We start from the raw sequence: 19,118 nt of genomic DNA on the forward strand, positions 1-19,118 counted from the left end.
ATGGCGCCCTTTCTTCGCGATCGCCTGTCGGCCCGGCCGGGCATCGCCCTGCTGGCGGTCGGCATCGCCCTCGGTGCCGGCTTGCCTGCCGCAGCGGAGGACGTGACATCGCCCTTGCCGGCGGCGCCCGAGGTGACGCGCGTTCTGCTTGAACAGGCGGTGTTCTGGCGCGAGAAGGGCCGGCGCGACCTCGCGGTTGATGCCCTGCGGCGAGTTTATGCCGTCGCCCCGGATGCCCCCGAAGTGCTCTATGGCCTCGGCGCCTTCGCGCTGCAGGACCAGGATTACGCCGCCGCCCGGGGCTGGCTGGCCCGTCTTCGCCAGATCGCCCCCGGCGATCCGCGGGGCGATCTGCTCGAAGCCCGGATGCGCGAGGCCACGGTCGCTGCCGCCCCGGCCACCGAAAGCGCGGCGACCACCCGCGTCGCCCCCGCCGCGCCGATCCGTCCCGATGCCGCGCCGGCCGCGGCGCAGGGTGACCGGCTGCGCCTCGCGGGTCATTTCGCCGAAGCCTATGACGTGCTGGCTCTCGCCCTCGGCAGCCGTCCCGACGATCCTGCCCTGCTCGCGGCGCTCGCCCGGCTTTACGAAGATGGCGGAATGCCGGTGCAGGCCTTGCAGGTCTATAACGCGGTCCTGACCCGCGATCCGGGCAATGGCGACGTCATCGAGGGCGCCGTTGTGGCCGCTCTGCGCGCGGGCGACACCGGGGTGGCCGGGCGTTGGCTGAACGATGCGCTGGCTTTGTCGCCGGGTGAGCCGGGCCTCCACGTCCTTGCGGCGCGGGTCGCCCAGGTCAGGGGCGACAATGCTGCCGCCATCGCCTCGCTGGAAACGGCGCGGCTGCTGCGGGCGCGCCAGTTGGGCCTGCCGGACGATGCCGCTCTGGCCGCCGGCTTGCCCGCCAATCCGTTCCGCCGTACCGCCGATACCGATGTAGCCGCCGCGCCTGAAACTGCGGACGCATCCCCAACCGCCGCAAGCGCCGCGACAGGGGATGGGGCCGTGCCGTCGCCTGCCCGGCGTCCGGCCCCGCCGCCCCGCATTGCCGCCGCCGGACCGGCGCCGGCAGCCGCCGGTGTCGTGTCGTCGCCGCCCGCGCCGGCCACCGTCACGCCCAACCCCGCGCCGTCGAGCCTTCCGCGGCCGTTGCAGGTCGCAGGCGAGGCGACGGCGGCGGCCGGTCAGACTTCAGGTGGTCTCTACCTGCCCGGCGGACAGGTTCGGGCCGCCGAGGGGCGCCCCGCATCGCTGACCCCCGCTGCCGTTCCAACCGTTCCGACCCCGCCATCCGGCTATCCCGCGGCCGTGGTCGCCCCTGCGGCGGCCCCCACGCCGACCTATCCGCCCCTGCCGACGCCGGCCAGCCCCGCCGCCCCGCGGCCGGCCGTGGTCGTGAACGATCCCATGAGCCAGGACATCGCGCGGGAGTTGGCGCAGCTGAAACAGGATACCGTGCCCTTCGTGCGCGGCGAGGTGGGGGTGCGCAACCGCAACGGCGAGTCCGGCCTGTCGGAACTGACCGAGGTGCACGCATCGCTTTCGGCGGCGATTTCGCCCTTCGATGAAGGCCGGCTGACCGCGACGGCGATGCCCGTCAGTCTCGATTCCGGCACGCCCGAGGGTGACGGTGCCCGCCGTTTCGGTGCCAATGCCCTGATCCCCACCACGGTGACCTCGGCCAATCACGAAGCCCTGGCGACCATCGTTGCGAATAATGCCGGAGTCTGGAACCTGCTGACGCCGACGGAAAAGCAGATCCTCGGCGCCGCGATCACGACGCCCGAGGCGACCACGCTTTCCGATTTCGTCAGCGCCAACGCGGCCGTTGTCGCCGGCTTCAGCAAAGACGTTCAGACGGCGATCGACGCCGCCGTGGCGGCGGACGCGGCGACCACGCTCGCCGACTTCGTCAACGCCAACGGGACGATCCTGGGCACGCTGACCACGGCGCAGCAAAGCGTGATCGACGCGGCGATCGCCGCCGATGTCTACAGTTTCGACACGGCGCGCATGGCTTCGCTGCGCCGTGCCCCGACCCAGGACGACGCGGGCGTCGCCCTCGCGCTCGCTTATGAGATCGGCAATATCAAGGCGGATGTCGGCTCGACCCCGCTCGGCTTCGAGGTGAAGAACGTGGTGGGCGGCATCACTTTCGCGCCGCAACTGTCGTCGACCACGACCCTGAAACTGACTGGCGAGCGCCGGGCGGTGACGGACAGTCTGCTGTCCTACGCCGGGACGGTGGAACCCTTCACCGGCAAGCGCTGGGGCGGGGTGACGCGAACCGGTGCCCGGGTGATGCTGTCCGACGACGACGGCGATGTCGGTCTCTATGGCGGTGCCGGCTATTACAAGCTCGACGGCGAGAATGTCGACGACAACCAGCAGATGGAAGCGACGGTCGGTGCCTATATACGTCCCTACAAGACGGAGCGGGCGGAGCTGTCGGTCGGCGTCAACCTGTCTTATCTGAACTACGAAAAGAACCTCGGCGAATTCTCGCTCGGACATGGCGGCTATTTCAGTCCGCAGAATTTCTATTCGATCGCCTTTCCGGTCGAATATTCGGGCGAAAGCCGCAGCGGCAAATGGAACTATACCATCGGCGGCGCCATCGGTTTCCAGAGTTACGACAAGGATGCCGCGCCCTATTTCCCGACCAATGGCAAGCTGCAACAGATCCTGGAGGATGAAGTTTCGGCCGGCCTGATCTCATCCGCCTACTACAGCGCGGCGAGCGAGAGCGGTATTGGCGGGAACATCCACGGCAGCTTCGACTATGCCTTCGATCGCCAGACGACCATCGGCGGCGCGGCGTCTTTCGACAGCTCCGGCGATTACACGGAAAGTAGTGTCATGGTCTATGTGAAGCGTTTGCTCGAGGTGGCCCCATGAGTCTGTTTGCCAGTCTGACGACTCCTGCCCCGGTGGCCGAAGACGGCGACGCGGCCTATCGGGCCGCGCTCCTCGCGGCGGAGGCCTTGCCCGGATTCTTCACCGCCGTCGCGGATGAATTATTCGCGGTCGCCGGCGCCGACAATGCGGCCGCCTTCCTGCGTCAGGTCGGTCGCCGCATGGCCGCCGCCATGCCCTTGACCGGGGCCGAGACCTTGCAGGCGCTGGAGGCGGCGATCAATGCGAAGCTGCTCGCCGCGCGCTGGGGCTGGGTCCAGTTGGGCGAGGTCGAGGCGGGTATTCGCATCCGTCACGGCGCCTTGCCGCTGCTGCCGGGACCGGCTTCCACACCGGGCGCGGCCGCGCTGCTCGAAGGCCTCTACTCCTGTTGGCTGCAACAGGCTGGCGGGGGCGAACATCTGCACGCGCGGCGTACCGGCGCTGGCGAGGCGGGCTGCGTCGAATTGCTCTACGGCCGTTAGGCATGGGCCGTGGCCTGTGGCTGCTGCTGGTGCTGGCGCCCTGGCTGGCGCTGGCCGGGGCGGCCCATGCGCAGGCGCCCGTGCCCTGGACCGACTTCAAGGGCCGCTTCCTGACCGAGGATGGCCGCGTCATCGACAATGGCAACGGCAAGGTCAGTCATAGCGAAGGCCAGGGCTATGCCATGCTGCTCGCTGTCGTCGCCGACGACCGGCCGGCCTTCGATCTGATCTGGTCCTGGACCAGGGGGCATCTGCAGCGCCAGCAGGATGGACTGTTTTCCTGGCGCTATGATCCGGGTGCCGCCAATCCGGTGGAAGACCCGAACGATGCCGCCGACGGCGACATTTTCATCGCCTGGGCGCTGACCCGCGGAGGGGAACGCTGGGCGGATCCGGCCTTGTCGGAAGAAGCGACCCGCATCCGCAAGGCGATCCGGCAGAAACTGGTGGTCGAAGCCGGCGGGCGCCTGCTGCTGTTGCCGGGCATCGACGGTTTCCGGGTCGAGACGGAGAAGGGCAAGCAGGGCAACACCCCGCCCGATCTGATCCTCAACCCGTCCTATTACGTCTTTCCCGCCTTCGCCGATTTCCACACGATTGCGCCGGATGAAGGCTGGGACCGGCTGGCGGCCGACGGCATGACCCTGCTGCTCGATGCCCGCTTCGGGCGCTATGGCCTGCCGCCGGACTGGCTGCTGGTGACCGGGGACGGGCGGCTGGCGCCGGCACCGGGCTGGCCGCCGCGCTTTGGTTACGACGCCTTGCGCGTGCCGCTCTACCTCGCCTGGGGCCGGGCGCCGGCGGCGCAGCTCACCACCCTGTCGGCGTGGTTCCGGGGCACCTATGGCGCGCTGCCCGCCTGGGTCGATCTCGCGACCGGCAAGCTCGCCGAATATCAGGCGGCGCGCGGCCTGCAGGCGGTCGCCGGCCTCGTGCTGGGCACCCGTGATGTCGCCGCCGAAGTGCCGATGGCGGACGATAATTATTATTCAGCCGTGCTCGCCCTGCTGGTCGTGGCCGCCTGGCACGACCTGTCGCGACCTTAAGCCTGCCGCGTCGCCCGCGCCGCCGCCCCGAGGGCGAGCAGGCACAGGAAAGCCGCCAGCACGAAAGCCGCGCCGGGCAGGGGATAGAGCGCGCCCTCTCCCGCGAAATGGCTGAAGGTTGTGGCGCCCAGCGCCGGGCCGAAGAAGGCGGCAAGGCCGGTCACGCTGCTGATCGTGCCCTGCAGCAAGCCCTGTTCGCCGCCCCCTGCGCCGGCCGAGACCAGGGCCTGCGCCGCCGGTCCCGCCACCATGGCGAAAGGCACGAGCACCAGCGCGGCATAGACCTGCCAGCCCGTCGTCACCATCGCCAGCGCGAGGCAGAACAGCGCGGTAAAGACGAGCGCCGTCAGCAAGGCCCCGCGCGGCCCCAGCCGGCCGATGAGGCGCGGCGCCAGCAGGACCTGCGCCAGGATCGCCATCACGCCGAGGACGCCGAGGGAGGCGCCGACATCCCCCGGCCCCCAGCCGAGGCGCAGGTTCATATAAAGCACCCAGGTCGCCTGCAGTGCCGATTGCGCCAGCATGTAGAGGAAGATCGCGGCCAGCAGCCCGCCCATGAGGCGCGAGCGCCACCAGGTCGCAAGGCCCGCCAGCGGGTTGAGCGCGGTGCGGTCGAGGGGCTTTCGCTTCGTAGCCGGCAGGCTTTCCGGCAGGACGAAGAGCGCGTAGAGCAGATTGAGCGCGGTCAGACCGGCGGCGGCGAGAAAGGGCACCCGGGGCCCGAGGTCGCCAAGGAGGCCGCCCACGGCGGGACCGGAAACGAAGCCGATGGCGAAAGCGGCCCCGGCGAAGGCGAAGGCCTTGCCCCGGTCTTCCGCCGTCGTCACATCGGCGACATAGGCCGAGGCGGCGGCGGCGCTGGCGCCGAAGGCCCCGGCGATGAAGCGGGCGACGAGCAGCAGGCCGACGCTGCCGGCGAGCGCCGCCACCACATGATCGACCGCCGCGCCGCATAGCGCCAGCAGCAGCACCGGGCGCCGGCCGAATCGGTCGGACAGGCGGCCGACCAGTGGCGCGCAGAGGAACATCGCCCCGGCATAGGCCGCCTGAATGAGGCCGAAGCTCGCGCTCGCCGCCGCCGGTCCCCGACCGTCCAGCTCGGCGACCAGATGGGGCAGCACCGGCGCGACGAGGCCAAAGCCCATGGCGTCGAGCAGGATGGTGATCAGGATGACCCGGGGGCCGGGGGTCGACAGGCGCATGGGATGGGGTCTCAGGCCGCCGGCAGCAGGCGGGGCCGCCGCCGTCCGCGCAGCCGGTCGACGGCGACATAGACGACAGGGGTCGTGTAGATGGTGACGAATTGCGCGGCGATCAGGCCGCCGACCATGGCGATGCCCAGCGGCTGGCGCAGTTCCGAGCCGATGCCGACCCCGATGGCCAGCGGCAGGGCGCCGAAGACGGCGGCCATGGTGGTCATGGTGATGGGGCGGAACCGCTGGCGGGCGGCATGGACGATGGCGTCGCGCGGGGCGAGGCCCAGCTCCCGTTCGGCGACCAGGGCGAAGTCGACCATCATGATCGCGTTCTTCATCACGATGCCGATGAGGAGGATGAGCGCGATCGCCGCGATGAAGGAAAACTCGGTTCCCGTAATCAGCAGGGCGAGCAGGGCGCCGACGCCGGACGACGGAATGGTCGACAGGATGGTCAGCGGGTGGGCATAGCTCTCGTAGAGCATCCCGAGCACGAGATAGATCGCGACGATGGCACCCAGCAGCATCCAGAGCTGGGCGCTGCCGGCATCCGACGCCGCCTTGGCGTCGCCCGCGAAAAGGCCGGTGATGTCCGGCGGCAGGTTGAGGCCGCGCGCCGTCGCCTCGATCTTGGTCATGGCGGTGCCGAGGGCGATATCGGGGGCGAGGTTGAAACCGATGGTGATCGCCAGCAATTGCCCCATGTGGTTGATCTGCACCGGCAGCAGGCCGAGGTCGCGGCTGGTCACCACCGACAGCGGCACCTGCCGCCCGTCCGTCGCCGAGACATAGAGCCGGTCGAGGGCGTCGATATCGTCGCGGTCGTCGGCGCGGACCTCGATCACCACCTTGGCCTGATCGAACTCGTTGTAGATATTGGCGACCTGGCGCTGACCGAAGGCATTGTAGAGCGCGGTGTCGATGGCCGCGACCGAGACGCCGAGGCGGGCCGCGCTGTCGCGGTCGATGACGATGCGGGCGGTCAACCCGTTGGCGGCCTGATCGGTCGAAACGTCGGTGATCTCGGGCAGGGCGCGCATGGCTTCCCGCATCCGCTCCACCTGCCGGGTCAGGCGCGGCAGGTCGGGCCCCAGCATCGTGTATTGATAGGTGGCACGGCCCGCCCGCCCGCCGACGCCGAAATCGTCGACCGGGCGCAGATAGCTGTCGATGCCGACCAGTTTCGCCAGCTTGGGGCGCAGGCGCTCCACCACCTGATCGGCCGAGACGTCGCGCTGCCCGAAGGGCTTCAGGTTCACCGTGATGCTGCCGTTGTTCAGGGCATTGAAGATGCCGACCCCGACCGAGGACGAGACGCTGTCGACGGCGGGATCGGCCATGATCGCGCGAACGACATCGGCCTGCCGCGCGCGCATGGCGTCGAAGGAAATATCCGGCGGGGCGTCGGTCACGCCCCGGATCACGCCCGTGTCCTGCTTGGGCAGGAAACCCTTGGGCACGACGCCGTAAAGCCCGAGACCGAGCAGCATGGCGACGACGATGATCCCCAGCATGGTCCAGGGCACGGTCAGGGCGGTCGCCAGGCTGCGGCCATAGGCTTCGCCGAGGCGGGCAAGGCCCCGCTCCATCGCTTCGCCCAGACGGCCGCCCTTCGCCGCCTCGCCACCCGGGGGCAGCAGATGGGCGCACATGGTCGGGGTCAGGGTCAGGGAAATCACGGCGGAGGCGAGGATGGCGACGGCCAGCGTCACGCCGAATTCCTGAAAGAACCGGCCGAGGATGCCGGGCATGAACAGGATGGGGATCAGCGCGGCGATGAGCGAGGCGGTCAGCGAGACGACGGTGAAGGCGATCTGCCGCGCGCCCCGTTTCGCCGCGTCGAGCGGGCTCGCGCCCTGTTCCATCAGGCGGAAGACGTTTTCCACCATGACGATCGTATCGTCGACGATGAAGCCGACGGCGATGATCAGGGCCATGATCGACAGATTGTCGAGACTGTAACCCAGCAGATACATGACGGCGAAAGTGGCGCAGACCGCGACCGGAATGGTCGCCGCCGGAATCACCGTGGCCCAGAAGCGGCGCAGGAACAGCGCGATCACCAGGATGACGAGGGCGGTCGACAGCAGCATGGTCAGCTGCAGGTCGAAGATGCCGGCGCGCAGGACCTTGGTGCGGTCGGCGACGACCCGGAGGTCGAGGGCGGGCGGCAGCAGGGGGCGCAGTTCGGCAAGGGCGACATGCACGCGGTCGACGACCTCGATCGTGTTGGCGCCCGGTCGCTTGCGCACTTCGACGAGGACGGCGCGCTTGCCGTCGAGCCAGGAGCCGACCTTGGTGTTGCTGACATCGTCGGTCACGGTGGCGATATCGCCGAGGCGGATCGGCGCGCTGCCCTTCCAGGCGACGATCTGGCCGCGGAAGGCGGCGGCGTCGCGCAGCTGGTCGTTGGCGGCGATGGAAAAGCTCTTCTCCGGGCCATCGAAACTGCCCTTGGGGCCGAGGGTGCTGAGCGCCGAGAGGGCGGCCCGCACATCCTCGAGATCGAGGCCGAGGGCGCCGATCCGCACCGGATCGACCGCCACCCGCACCGCCGTCTTGTCCGCCCCGCTGATCGAGACCTGCGACACGCCGGGGATCTGCGAGAGTTTTTGCAGGACGATCTGGTCGGCGAAATCATAGACCTGCGCCGCCGGCATGATGTCGCTGGCGAGGGACAGGGTGATGACCGGGAAGATGTTGGGGTTGGCCTTGATGTAGAAGGGCGGCGCCGGCAGGTCGGCGGGCAGGGTGGCGGCGGCCGCGTTGATCGCCGCCTGCACGTCGCGGGCGACACCGTCGACGTCCCGCGAGACATCGAATTGCGCGACGATGGTCGAGCCGCCGAGGGCATTGATCGAGGTGAGTTCGGTCAGGCCGGCGATGGTGCCGATCTGCCGCTCCAGCGGGGTGGCGACGGCGGCGGCCATGGTCTCGGGGCTGGCGCCGGGCAGGCCGGTGCGGACGACGATGGTCGGCAGGTCGACGACCGGCATCGAGGCGACGGGCAGGTGGAAATAGGCGACGAGGCCGAGCAGCATCACCCCGATCATCACGAGCGAGGTCGCGATGGGCCGGCGGATGAAGGGATCGGACAGCATCACGCCAGCCCTTGCGAGGCAGCCTTTCGCCCGCGCAGGCGGCGCTGCAGCCGGTCGAAGGCGAGATAGATCACGGGCGTCGTATAGAGGCTGAGGACCTGCGACAGGATCAGCCCGCCGACGATGGCGATGCCCAGCGGCTGGCGGATCTCCGCCCCGGTGCCCCCCGCGACCGCGAGTGGCACGGCGCCGAGGAGGGCAGCCATGGTCGTCATCATGATCGGGCGGAAGCGCAGCAGGCAGGCCTGATAGATCGCCTCGCGCGGGGGCATCCCTTGCGTCCGCTCGGCGTCGAGGGCGAAGTCGATCATCATGATCGCGTTCTTCTTCACGATGCCGATGAGAAGGATGATGCCGATCAGCGAGATGACATCCAGCTCCTTGCCGAACAGCATGAGACCGAGGAGGGCGCCGATGCCGGCCGATGGCAGGGTGGAGAGAATGGTGATCGGGTGGATGTAACTCTCGTAGAGCACGCCGAGGACGATATAGACCGTGACCACGGCGGCGAGGATCAGCCAGACTTCGCTGCTGCGCGAGCGGCCGAATTCGGCGGCGGAGCCGATGTAACTGCGGCCGATCTGCTCCGGCATGTCGATCGCCGCCTCCGCCGCGTGGATCGCGTCCGTCGCCTCGCCCAGCGACCAGCCGGGGGCGAGGTTGAAGGACAGGGTGACGGCGGGGAAGAGGCCGTGGTGCATCAGGGCGAGGGGGGCGGCTTCCTGCGTCGCCCTTGTGAAGGTCGACAGGGGCACCATGTCGCCGCCGGCCGACTTCACATAGGCGTGGCGGAAGGCTTCCGCGTCCTCGCGGAAGGTGGGCGCGACCTCGAGGATCACCTTGTACTGGTTGGTCTGGGTATAGATCGTGGCGATCTGGCGCTGGCCGAAGGCGTTATAGAGCGCGTCGTTGATCGAGCCGATGGAAATGCCGAGGCGGGCGGCGGCGTCGCGGTCGATGGTCAAGGCGGCCCGCAGGCCGCCCGCCTGCGCGTCGGAGGCGACATCGGCCAGCGCCGGCTGGCGGCGCAACTCGTCGAGCAGCCGGCCGGACCACAGCGACAGGTCGGCGGCGCTGACTCCCTGCAACATATATTGATACTGGGTGCGGGCATGGCTGGTGCCGATGGCCAGTTCCTGCGCCGACTGCATGTAAAGGCTGATGCCCTGCACGCCGGCCGTCTTGGCCTTCAGGCGGCGCATCACAGCATCGGCGGATTCGCCGCGCGCGCCATGGGGCTTCAGGCTGATGTAGAGCCGCCCGGCGTTACCCGTCGTGTTGATCGTGCCGGTGCCGACGAAGGCGGAGACGGCGGCCACGGCCTCGTCGCCCCGGACGATGTCGGCGATTTCCTGCTGCTTCGTCGCCATGGCGGCGAAGGAAATATCGGGCGCGGCATCGGTCACGCCAATGATGAGGCCGGTGTCCTGCTGCGGCAGGAAACCCTTGGGCACCACGAGATAGAGCCCGATGGTGCCGACAAGGGTGGCGATGGCGACCAGCAGGGTTTCGCGCTGGCGGTCCAGCACCCATCGCAGGGTCCGGTCGTAGAAGGCGACGCCCCGGTTCAGCACATCCTCGCTCCAGCGGGCGATGCGGCCGGGCTGCGCGTCCGCCCGGTCGCGGCCGAGCAGATGGGCGCACATCATCGGCGTCAGGGTCAGGGAGACGACGGCGGAAATGGCGACGGCGGCCGACAGGGTGATGGCGAATTCGTGGAACAGCCGGCCGACGACACCATCCATGAGGAGGAGCGGGATGAACACCGCGATCAGCGAGACGGTGAGCGAGACGATGGTGAAGCCGATCTGCCGCGCGCCCTTGATCGCGGCGGGCAAGGGCTTCTCGCCGTCCTCGATGTGACGGACGATGTTCTCGATCATGACGATGGCGTCGTCGACGACGAAGCCCGTTGCGACGGTCAGCGCCATCAGCGACAGATTGTCGAGGGTGAAACCCGCCAGCGCCATGATGCCGAAGGTCGCGATCAGCGAGACCGGCAGGGTGATGCTGGGGATGATCGTCGCCCAGAGCTTCCGCAGGAACAGGAAGATCACCATGACGACGAGGCCGATCGACAGCAGCAGGGTGAACTGCACCTCGTGGATCGCCGCGCGGATCATGTCGGTGCGGTCGGTCAGCACGTCGATCTTCACCGTGGGCGGGACGGCGGCGCGAAGCGAGGGCAGCAGGCGGTGGATGGCGTCCACCACCTCGATGATATTGGCGCCGGGCTGGCGCTGGATGTTCAGGAGGACGGCGGGCTTGCCGTCGTACCAGCCGGCCATGCGCTCGTTCTCGACGCTGTCGATCACCACGGCGACATCGCCGACGCGGACCGGGGCGCCGTTCCGTGTCGCGATGATCTGCCGGCGGTAGCCGTCGGCATCGAGCAGCTGGTCGTCGGCGCTGATCTGGAAGCTCTGGCGCGGGCCGTCGATGCCGCCCTTGGGGCTGTCGACCGTGGCGCCCCTTATGGCGAGGCGGACGTCTTCCATGGACAGGCCGAGACCGGCGAGGGCGACCGGGTTGACCTGGATGCGCACCGCTGCCTTCTGCCCGCCCTCGATGGTGACGAGGCCGACACCGGCGACCTGCGACAGTTTCTGCGCGATGGCTGTGTCGGCGTAATCATTGACGGCGCGCAAGGGCAATTCGCCCGAGGTCATGGCGAGGATCAGCACCGGCGTATCGGCCGGGTTCACCTTGCTGTAGGTCGGCCGGCTGGGCATGAGGTCGAGCGGCAGAAGACCGGAGGCGCCGTTGATCTGGGCCTGCACGTCCTGCGCTGCGGCGTCGATGTCGCGGCCGAGATCGAATTGCAGGGTGATCTGGCTGGTGCCGAAGGACGAGACCGAATGCATGGTGGCAAGGCCCGAAATCTGGCCGAGCTGCTTTTCGAGCGGCGTCGTCACCAGCGAGGCCATGACGTCGGGCGCCGCGCCGGGCAGGCGCGAGGTGACCTGGATGGTCGGAAAATCGACCGTCGGCAGGGCGGTGACCGGCAGCAGCCGGTAACCGAGCAGGCCGAGCAGCACGATGCCAAAGGTCAGCAGCGTGGTGGCGACCGGCCGGAGGATGAAGGCCTTGGCGAAATCCATGGCATCAGGAATTCGGCTGGGACGATCCCGCGACCGGGGCTTCCGGCTGGGGCGCCGCGGCTTCGGTCAGGGCGCCGGGTTGCAGCTTGTACTGGCCGTCGAGCACGATCTTCTGGCCCGCCGGCAGGCTGCTGGTGATGAGCGCGCGCCCGTCCTGCAGCCGGTTGACGACGACCGAGCGCATGGCGGCGCGGCCCTCGCCGTCGACGGTCCAGAGATAGGCGCCGTTCGGCCCCTGCTGGATCGCCGTCGCCGCGACCGACAGACCCTCGTAGATCGAGACGCGAAGCCTTGCATTGACGAATTGCCCGGGCCACAGGCGATTGTCGGCGTTGGAAAAACTGGCCTTCAGCTTCACCGTGCCGGTGGTCTGGTCGATCTGGTTGTCAACGAGGTCGAGGCTGCCTTCGGCCAGCAGGGTCTTGTTGTCCTTGGCGAAGGCCGAAACCGGCAGGGCGCCCGCCGCCATGCCGTCGATGATTTCGGGCAGGTGATCGGCATTCAGGCTGAAGACCACGGATACGGGCGAAATCTGGCTGACGGTGACCAGCGGGTTGGTGTCGGCGGCGTGGACGATATTGCCGACATCGACACTGCGCAGACCCGTCCGCCCGTCGATGGGCGAGCGGATCACGGTATAGTCGAGCTGGGTGCGGGCGTAGTCGACCTGCGCCTCGTCGGCGGCGACCAGGGCCTCGTATTGGGCGACCAGGGCGCGCTGGTTGTCGACCGTCTTGCGCGCGGCGAATTCGCCGATGGAGACGAGCCGGTTCAGGTTGCCGCGCGCATCGGCCAGCTGCGACTTGTCGCGCGCGAGATTGGCCAGCATCTGCTTCAGATTGGCTTCGAGCGGGCGGGGGTCGATCCGGGCGAGGACATCGCCGGCCTTTACCGTGTCGCCTTCCTTGAAGGCGATCTCGATCACCTCGCCGTCGACCCGGGCGCGGACCTGCACCGTGTTGGAGGGCTGGACCGTGCCGATCCCGTCGAGGAAGACCGGCGTCGGCCGCTTTTCGACCGTGCCCATGACGACGGGCACGGCGCCGCCGAGACCATCGAGCGCCGGTGCCCCGGCGCCGCCGGCCCAGGCGATCAGCCCGACCAGCAGGGCGGCGCCGATGCCACCGGTGACCAGTCTTGTACGCAAGCCAAGACCGCGCCAGCGGACGATCAGTCCGTCGGCCCGGCGCCGCACGCTTTCGGTGAAGTCAGCCGCCAGCATGATCCGTCGCAAAGGCAAGGCCGGATGCCGGCGCGGAGGTGGCCCGGGTCAGCAGGCCCCAGTCGGCGAGCTGGCGGATCGCCCGCTCGACACCGTTTTCCTGACGGATCTTCTGGCCCAGCCGCTCGGCATTGGCGGCCAGCTTCGGGTCGAGCACGGCCTTGATCGCCTTGGCCATTTCGGCGGCGGTCACGGTCTTGCGGTTCAGGTGATGGGGCGCGGCGCCCAGTTTTTCCAGCTGGTTCGACCAGAAGCCCTGTTCGGTGATGAAGGGCATGACCAGCGAAGGGATGCCGGCGCGGGCGGCGGCGGCGGTCGTGCCGGCGCCGCCATGGTGGAAGGCGGCGGCCATGCGCGGGAACAGCCAGTCGTGCGGCGCCTGCTTCAGGACGAAGACCTTGTCGCTGCGCAAGGAGTCGTCGGCCGTGATGCCGCCCCAGCCGGTCGCGACGATGGCGCGGCAGCCGGCGATGCGGATCGCCTCGAGCACGATGCGGGTGATGCGCTCGGCATCCTTGCTCAGCATCGAGCCGAAACCGACATAGAGCGGTTTGTCCCCGGCGGCGAGGAAGGCGGCGAGGTCTTCGGGCGGCTGCCAGACCTCGCCCTCGTCAAGGAACCAGAAGCCGGTCACCTGCTGGTCCGCGGTCCAGTCGCGGGACTTGGGCAGGATCTGTTCGGAATAGGCATAGAGCACGCGCTTGCGCTCGGCCGGGCCGCCGTAATAGGGACCGCGCCAGGTATAGGGTTTCAGCCCCAGGTCTTTCCGCAGGATATCGTTGATCGCCGGGGCGAACATCTGCCAGGTCATCATGCGCAGGGCATGATAGAGGAAAAGATTGATCGGGCCCGGAATTTTGAAGCGGGTCGGCGGCAGCATCATCGGCGTGATGTCGCTGCACGGCGTCATCGGCTGCAACTGCGCCTGCACGCAAGGGATGCCGAGGGCATCCGACAGCGAGGCGACGAGAATGGTGGCCGGCCCCTGACCGATCAGCAACTCGGCTCCTTCGGCGGCGGCCTTGCCTTCCTCGGCCCAGTGGGAGGCCATGGCGCCCAGCTTGCCGCGCATGATCCGGCCAACCTTGACGACATTCATGCCGTTTTCGATCATCTCCGGTGCCGCGCGCATCAATTCTTCGTAATCGGCGGTAATCGGCGCATAGCCGACGCCGAAGCGCCGGATCAGGTCCTCGAAATTATGGCTCGCCGCCAGGGTGACCTGATGGCCCTTCTTCTGCAGCCCGTGGCTGAGCGCGAGGAAGGGCCTGATGTCGCCCATGGTGCCGATGGCGAAGACGGTGATGCGCATCAGGCGAAGACCTTCGCTTCGGCCGGGGCCGAGGCGTCGAGAGCGGCGGCGATCACCGGGCCGATGCGGCCGAGCGTGCCGACGTCGAGCATTTCCTGATGATGGCATTCGACTTCGGTCACGGCGACGGTGCCGGCGACATGCGCTTTCCACGCCCGCGGATGATGGTGCAGGATCTGGTCGAGGTCGGCCCCCTTGCCGCGCGTGGCGCGGATGAAGGTGACGTCGGCTTTCACCTTGCCGGGGGTGAAGCGGCGAGCGAGGCGCATGTTGTTCTCGATCACCTTGCGGATGTTGTCGAAAAGGTCCGGGAACTTGCGCTGCATGTCCTGAACCGCGGGTATCGCCATCACGTCGTAACGCTCGCAGATGAACTCGGCAAGCCTGTCCATGCGCAAGGGGCCGGCGCCGAGGTCTGCCTTCTCGTAGCCGAGGAAGGAGAGGGCGCTGAGCACTTCCGCCGCCTCGTCCGCCGGCGGCTTGTCGGTGACGAAGGGATAGGCGTCGAGAAGGCCAAGGAAGGTGACGCTTTCGCCCGCGGCTTCGAGCTGGCGGGTCATCTCATGGGCGACCAGGCCGCCAAAGGACCAGCCCAGCAGGTGATAGGGGCCTTCCGGCTGGATGCGGCGCACTTCGGCCAGATAATCGGCCGCGACCTGCGGAATGCCGGCGGGCAGGGGCAGGGTCTGCGCGATGCCGCGCGCCTGCAGGGCATAGACCGGCCGGTCCTGCCCGACATGGCGCAGCAAGCCGCCATAGCCCCAGCCAAGGCCGAGCACGGGATGCAGGCAGAACAGCGGCGCCCGCCCGCCGCCCGATTTCAGGGGCAGGGTGGTGGCGAAGGGATCGTGGGCCGCGTGCCGCTCCAGCGCCTCGGCGAGGCCGGCGATGGTCGGCGTGCCGAAGACCGCGCCGAGCGGGATTTCGATCCCGTGGCGGCTGCGCAGGGTGGCGATCATGCGCGCGGCGGCCAGCGAATCGCCGCCCAGCTCGAACAGGCTGTCGTGGATGCCGACTTTCTCGAGCCCGAAAGCCTCGGCCCAGAGCCCGGCGAGGATTTCTTCCATCGGCGTGCGGGGCGCGACGTAACCCTTGCTCGGCTCGTATTGCGGGGCGGGCAGGGCGCCGCGATCGAGCTTGCCATTGGCATTGACCGGCAGCGCGTCGAGGGGGACGAAGGCCGCCGGGATCATGTAGTCCGGCAGGGTCTTCTCGATCCGGGCGCGCAAGAGGCCGGCGTCGAATTCGGCGCCCGGCTCTGGCACGACATAGGCGACCAGGCGTTTGTCGCCATTCGGCTCCTCGCGCAGGATCACCGTGTTCTGGCACACCCCGGGGCAGGCGGCGAGGGCGGCCTCGATCTCGCCGGCCTCGACGCGGAAGCCGCGGATCTTGATCTGGAAATCGCTGCGGCCGAGGAATTCCAGCACGCCGTCGGCGCGCCAGCGGGCAAGGTCGCCGGTCTTGTACAGGCGCCCGCCCGGCCCGCCGAAGGGATCGGGAATGAAACGCTCTTCGGTCAGCTCGGGCCGGCGCAGGTAACCGTCGGCGACACCGAGGCCGCCGATGTAAAGGTCGCCCGGAATGCCGATGGGCACCGGGTTCATGTGGCGGTCGAGGACATGGACCGTGGTATTCCAGATCGGCCGGCCGATGGGCGGCGCATCCAGGTCGCGGCCGCTTATTTCCATCACCGTCGACCAGATCGTCGTCTCGGTCGGGCCATAGAGGTTGATCACCCGGCCCGACAGGCGGTGCAGCGCCCGGGCCAGCGGGGGCGGTAGCGCCTCGCCGCCGACGAGGGGCAGCAACCCGCGCAGGGCGGGGGCATGGTCGGTGACCAGCGCCTGCCACAGCGACGGCGTCGCCTGCATGATGGTGGCGCCGAAGTCGCGGATGACGCCGGTCAGGGCGGCGGGATCGCGCACCACGTCGCGCGGGACGACGGCGATGGCGGCGCCCACGGTCAGCGGCAGATAGAGTTCGAGCGCGGCGATATCGAAGGCGATGGTGGTGACCGCGACCAGCCGGTCGTCGGCGGTAATGCCCAGGGTATCGCGCATGGCGGCGAGGAAGTTGGTCAGGCCGCGATGGGGCACGACGACGCCCTTGGGCCGGCCGGTCGAGCCCGAGGTGTAGATGACATAGGCTGCGTCGGAAAGACCGAAGGGCGCCTTGCGGTCGGCCTCGGTCGGGTTGTGGGCCGGCGCGGCCGAGGTATTGGTGCGGTCGAGGAACAGGCAGGGCAGGCCGTTCACTGGCAGGCGCCCGGCGATGGCGCTCGTCGTCAGCAGCAGGGCAGGCTGCGCGTCCTCGAGCGTGAGGGCGAGGCGGGCCGGCGGCGCTTCCGGGTCGAGCGGCAGATAGGCCGCGCCCGCCTTGTGGATGGCGAGCAGGGTCACCGGCAGGTGGCGGTTGCGCGGCAGGGCGACGGCGATCAGGCTGCCCGGTCCGATGCCGCGCGACAGCAGCGTATGGGCGAGGCGGTTCGCCTCCTCGTTCAGGGTGGCGTAGTCGAAGCTCGCCGTCGCGTCGACGACGGCGAGGCGATCCGGCGTCGCCGCCGCCTGGGCCTCGAATTCCTCGATCCAGGGCCGGTCGGAGACGGCATGGGCGGTGTCGTTCCACACCGTCTCGATCAGGCGGCGTTCCCCGGCCGAGAGCACGTCGACGGCGCCGATGGGGCCCGTGGGGTTCTCGATCACCGCCTCGATCATGCGCAGCAGGCGTTCCTGATGCTCCTGCAGCTCGTCCTTGGTGTAGAGGCCGGGGTTGGCGTCGAAGTCGATGCGCAGGCCGCGGCCATCGTCCCGGTCGTAGACGAAGATGGTCAGATCCTCGACCGAGCCGTTGGACAGATTGTGGAAGCTCGACGGCAGGCCGGCGAAGCGCAGGTCGTAGTCGAAGGGCTCGATATTGATGCCGGTCCAGCTGATCTGCTGATCCTGACGCAGGAGGCCGAGATCGCGGCGCAGGTCCTCGTAGCGATACTGCTGGTGGCGCAGCCCGCCCATGACCGCGCTCGACGCCTGCTGGATCAGAGTGTCGAGGGTGACCTCCGGGCTCATGGCGAAACGCATGGCGATCGCATTCGCCATCATGCCCGGGATGCGGCGAAGGACGCCCGAGGTGCGGCCGGTGACCGGCATGCCAAGGACGAGATCGTCGGCGCCCGAGACCCGGTAGATATAGGCGGCGAGCAGGGCCATCAGGATCTGCGGCATGGTCCCGCCGGCCTGTTTCGCCAGCTCGCGCAGGGCCAGCGACTTGTCCTGCGACAGCCGCGCGGTCGAGCGCAGCAGGCCGCCGGTCGGCGCCACGCGGCGCTTGGCGAGGGAAATCGGTTCGGGCAGGCCGGTCAGGCGCTCGCGCCAATAGTCGCGGTCGCGCTCGTAACGGGGCGAGTTGCGATAGCTCTGCTCGGACTCGACGATGGTCGCGAAACTGCCGAAGGGGCAGGGCTCCGGCTCCCGTCCCTCGACGAGGGCGGTGTAAAGCTCGGCGCAGCGCCGGGCGAGCAGGCCGCCGCCGAAACCGTCGAGAATGATGTGGTGGCAGCGATGGTACCAGATGAAGCGCTCGTCCGCGATCTTCAGCAGGGCGACGAACCACAGCCGGGTGCCCGCCAGATCGACCGGCGCCGACAGCTCCGCCATCATCCAGCTTTCCGCCGCGGCCAGCGGATCGGCTTCGTCGGTGAAGTCGATATAGGGAATGGTGCCGGCGTAGAACGGCTCGATCACCTGACGGGGGCCATCGTCGGTATCAAGGATGCGGGTTCGCGCCGTCTCGGCCTCGTTGGCGAGGGCATGGAGCGCGCTCAGGAACAGTTCAGGGTCGAGGGCGCCGGTAATCTCGACATATTCCGAGATGTTGAACACGGAATCCGACGGCGCGATCTTGCTGCTGACCCAGATGCCGCGCTGGCCGATGGCGAGGGGCAGGACCTGCGGCGGCGTGGTGCGTTCGACGATGCCCATGTCAGATCTCCTGGACGGTCGGCCGGGCGGTATCCGGCGCCGTCTGGTGCAGCCGGAAATGACGGGTGGTGTGAAGACGAAGCGAGGCGAGCGGGCGGTCCGCCGCGACTGTGGCGGCATAGCCGTCCGGCGCCGCGATCCGATAGAGCCAGAGCGGGGATCCGCCGGAGCGGTCGTCCAGCAGGGCCGCCGGGGCCGAGGGATCGGCGCAGACATCGAAACTGTCGAGCGGCAGCGACAGGCCCATGCCCCAGGCTTTCACGCAGGCTTCCTTGGACACCCAGGCCTGGAAAAAGCCGGCTGTGCGGCGGGGTGTGGGCAGGGCGCCGAGGGAGGTATTTTCATTTCGTGAGAAGAAAGTTTTGGCCAGATCCATGCAGGGAAAATCGGCCTGAACCTGCTCGATATCGACCCCGATCCGGCAGTGTCGCGTCAGGGCGATCAGGGCAAAATTACCGGAACGGGATGAATTGAAATCCATGATGGACGGGTCGGCGAGGCGCGGCCGACCGTTTTCGTCCGCCCCGATGTCGAGGCCGGCCGGTGCCTGGCCGGTGTAATCTGAAAGGATACGACGAAGCGCGCCCCGGCTGCGCAGGAAGCGCCGCCGGTCGAGCGGTCGCCGGAATTTCGCCGCGCGCCGCTGTTCCTCGAAACTTGGTTGCACATCAAGGGTTTGGGTCTCGGAATGCGACAGTTCGAGGTCGATCAGCCACACGTCGGCCCGACAGGCCTCCGGTGCGGGCGATGTCTCGTCATACCTGTGCATTCAGACGGTCC

Annotated in this window: 10 protein-coding genes; 3 read left to right on the top strand and 7 right to left on the bottom strand. The window is 68.7% G+C overall.

Annotated features, from left to right (window positions below; translation table 11 throughout):
* From DKG74_RS14210 to DKG74_RS14220, 3 genes are read left to right on the top strand one after another with little or no spacing between them, the layout of a single operon-like run.
* Entirely contained in the window at positions 1-2,898 is a 2,898-nt protein-coding gene (locus DKG74_RS14210) for a cellulose synthase subunit BcsC-related outer membrane protein (protein ID WP_109906836.1), read from the top strand.
* Entirely contained in the window at positions 2,895-3,380 is a 486-nt protein-coding gene (gene bcsD / locus DKG74_RS14215; RefSeq protein ID WP_109906837.1) for a cellulose biosynthesis protein BcsD, read from the top strand. The genes DKG74_RS14210 and bcsD overlap by 4 nt, the downstream gene beginning before the upstream one ends.
* 2 nt (positions 3,381-3,382) lie before the next feature.
* Positions 3,383-4,426, top strand: a complete 1,044-nt coding sequence (locus DKG74_RS14220) for a family 8 glycosyl hydrolase (protein ID WP_109906838.1) — start codon at positions 3,383-3,385, stop codon at positions 4,424-4,426.
* Here DKG74_RS14220 and DKG74_RS14225 read toward each other — a convergent pair.
* Genes DKG74_RS14225 through DKG74_RS14255 form a run of 7 tightly spaced genes read right to left on the bottom strand, consistent with a single transcriptional unit; the run spans position 4,423 to position 19,107 of the window.
* Complete coding sequence (locus DKG74_RS14225; RefSeq protein WP_109906839.1) at positions 4,423-5,628, bottom strand: MFS transporter; 1,206 nt, start codon at positions 5,626-5,628, stop codon at positions 4,423-4,425. The two genes, DKG74_RS14220 and DKG74_RS14225, sit on opposite strands and share 4 nt — an antisense overlap.
* An 11-nt stretch (positions 5,629-5,639) precedes the next feature.
* A complete protein-coding gene (locus DKG74_RS14230; RefSeq protein ID WP_109906840.1) occupies positions 5,640-8,723 on the bottom strand; it encodes an efflux RND transporter permease subunit in 3,084 nt (1,027 codons plus the stop codon).
* Entirely contained in the window at positions 8,723-11,824 is a 3,102-nt protein-coding gene (locus DKG74_RS14235; RefSeq protein ID WP_109906841.1) for a multidrug efflux RND transporter permease subunit, read from the bottom strand. Before DKG74_RS14235 ends, DKG74_RS14230 begins: the two co-directional genes overlap by 1 nt.
* Positions 11,825-11,828: 4 nt before the next feature.
* Positions 11,829-13,046, bottom strand: a complete 1,218-nt coding sequence (locus DKG74_RS14240) for an efflux RND transporter periplasmic adaptor subunit (RefSeq protein WP_109906842.1) — start codon at positions 13,044-13,046, stop codon at positions 11,829-11,831.
* Complete coding sequence (locus DKG74_RS14245) at positions 13,033-14,358, bottom strand: glycosyltransferase (protein ID WP_165837691.1); 1,326 nt, start codon at positions 14,356-14,358, stop codon at positions 13,033-13,035. Before DKG74_RS14245 ends, DKG74_RS14240 begins: the two co-directional genes overlap by 14 nt.
* Positions 14,358-18,338 (bottom strand): non-ribosomal peptide synthetase, encoded by a 3,981-nt coding sequence (locus DKG74_RS14250; protein WP_165837692.1) that lies wholly within the window; start codon positions 18,336-18,338, stop codon positions 14,358-14,360. The genes DKG74_RS14245 and DKG74_RS14250 overlap by 1 nt, the downstream gene beginning before the upstream one ends.
* A gap of 1 nt (position 18,339) precedes the next feature.
* Positions 18,340-19,107: a 4'-phosphopantetheinyl transferase family protein gene (locus tag DKG74_RS14255; RefSeq protein WP_109906845.1), complete on the bottom strand. Its 768-nt coding sequence runs from the start codon at positions 19,105-19,107 to the stop codon at positions 18,340-18,342.
* Positions 19,108-19,118: the final 11 nt, after the last annotated feature.

This window comes from Zavarzinia aquatilis (assembly GCF_003173035.1).
Taxonomy (GTDB): domain Bacteria; phylum Pseudomonadota; class Alphaproteobacteria; order Zavarziniales; family Zavarziniaceae; genus Zavarzinia; species Zavarzinia aquatilis.

Excerpts from the sequence above, each read along its gene's own strand:
- DKG74_RS14255 (WP_109906845.1), bottom strand. The coding sequence starts at position 19,107 with ATGCACAGGTATGACGAGACATCGCCCGCACCGGAGGCCTGTCGGGCC.
- DKG74_RS14220 (WP_109906838.1), top strand. The coding sequence starts at position 3,383 with ATGGGCCGTGGCCTGTGGCTGCTGCTGGTGCTGGCGCCCTGGCTGGCG.
- bcsD (WP_109906837.1), top strand. The coding sequence starts at position 2,895 with ATGAGTCTGTTTGCCAGTCTGACGACTCCTGCCCCGGTGGCCGAAGAC.
- DKG74_RS14250 (WP_165837692.1), bottom strand. The coding sequence starts at position 18,338 with ATGGGCATCGTCGAACGCACCACGCCGCCGCAGGTCCTGCCCCTCGCC.
- DKG74_RS14245 (WP_165837691.1), bottom strand. The coding sequence starts at position 14,358 with ATGCGCATCACCGTCTTCGCCATCGGCACCATGGGCGACATCAGGCCC.
- DKG74_RS14225 (WP_109906839.1), bottom strand. The coding sequence starts at position 5,628 with ATGCGCCTGTCGACCCCCGGCCCCCGGGTCATCCTGATCACCATCCTG.
- DKG74_RS14230 (WP_109906840.1), bottom strand. The coding sequence starts at position 8,723 with ATGCTGTCCGATCCCTTCATCCGCCGGCCCATCGCGACCTCGCTCGTG.
- DKG74_RS14210 (WP_109906836.1), top strand. The coding sequence starts at position 1 with ATGGCGCCCTTTCTTCGCGATCGCCTGTCGGCCCGGCCGGGCATCGCC.
- DKG74_RS14235 (WP_109906841.1), bottom strand. The coding sequence starts at position 11,824 with ATGGATTTCGCCAAGGCCTTCATCCTCCGGCCGGTCGCCACCACGCTG.
- DKG74_RS14240 (WP_109906842.1), bottom strand. The coding sequence starts at position 13,046 with ATGCTGGCGGCTGACTTCACCGAAAGCGTGCGGCGCCGGGCCGACGGA.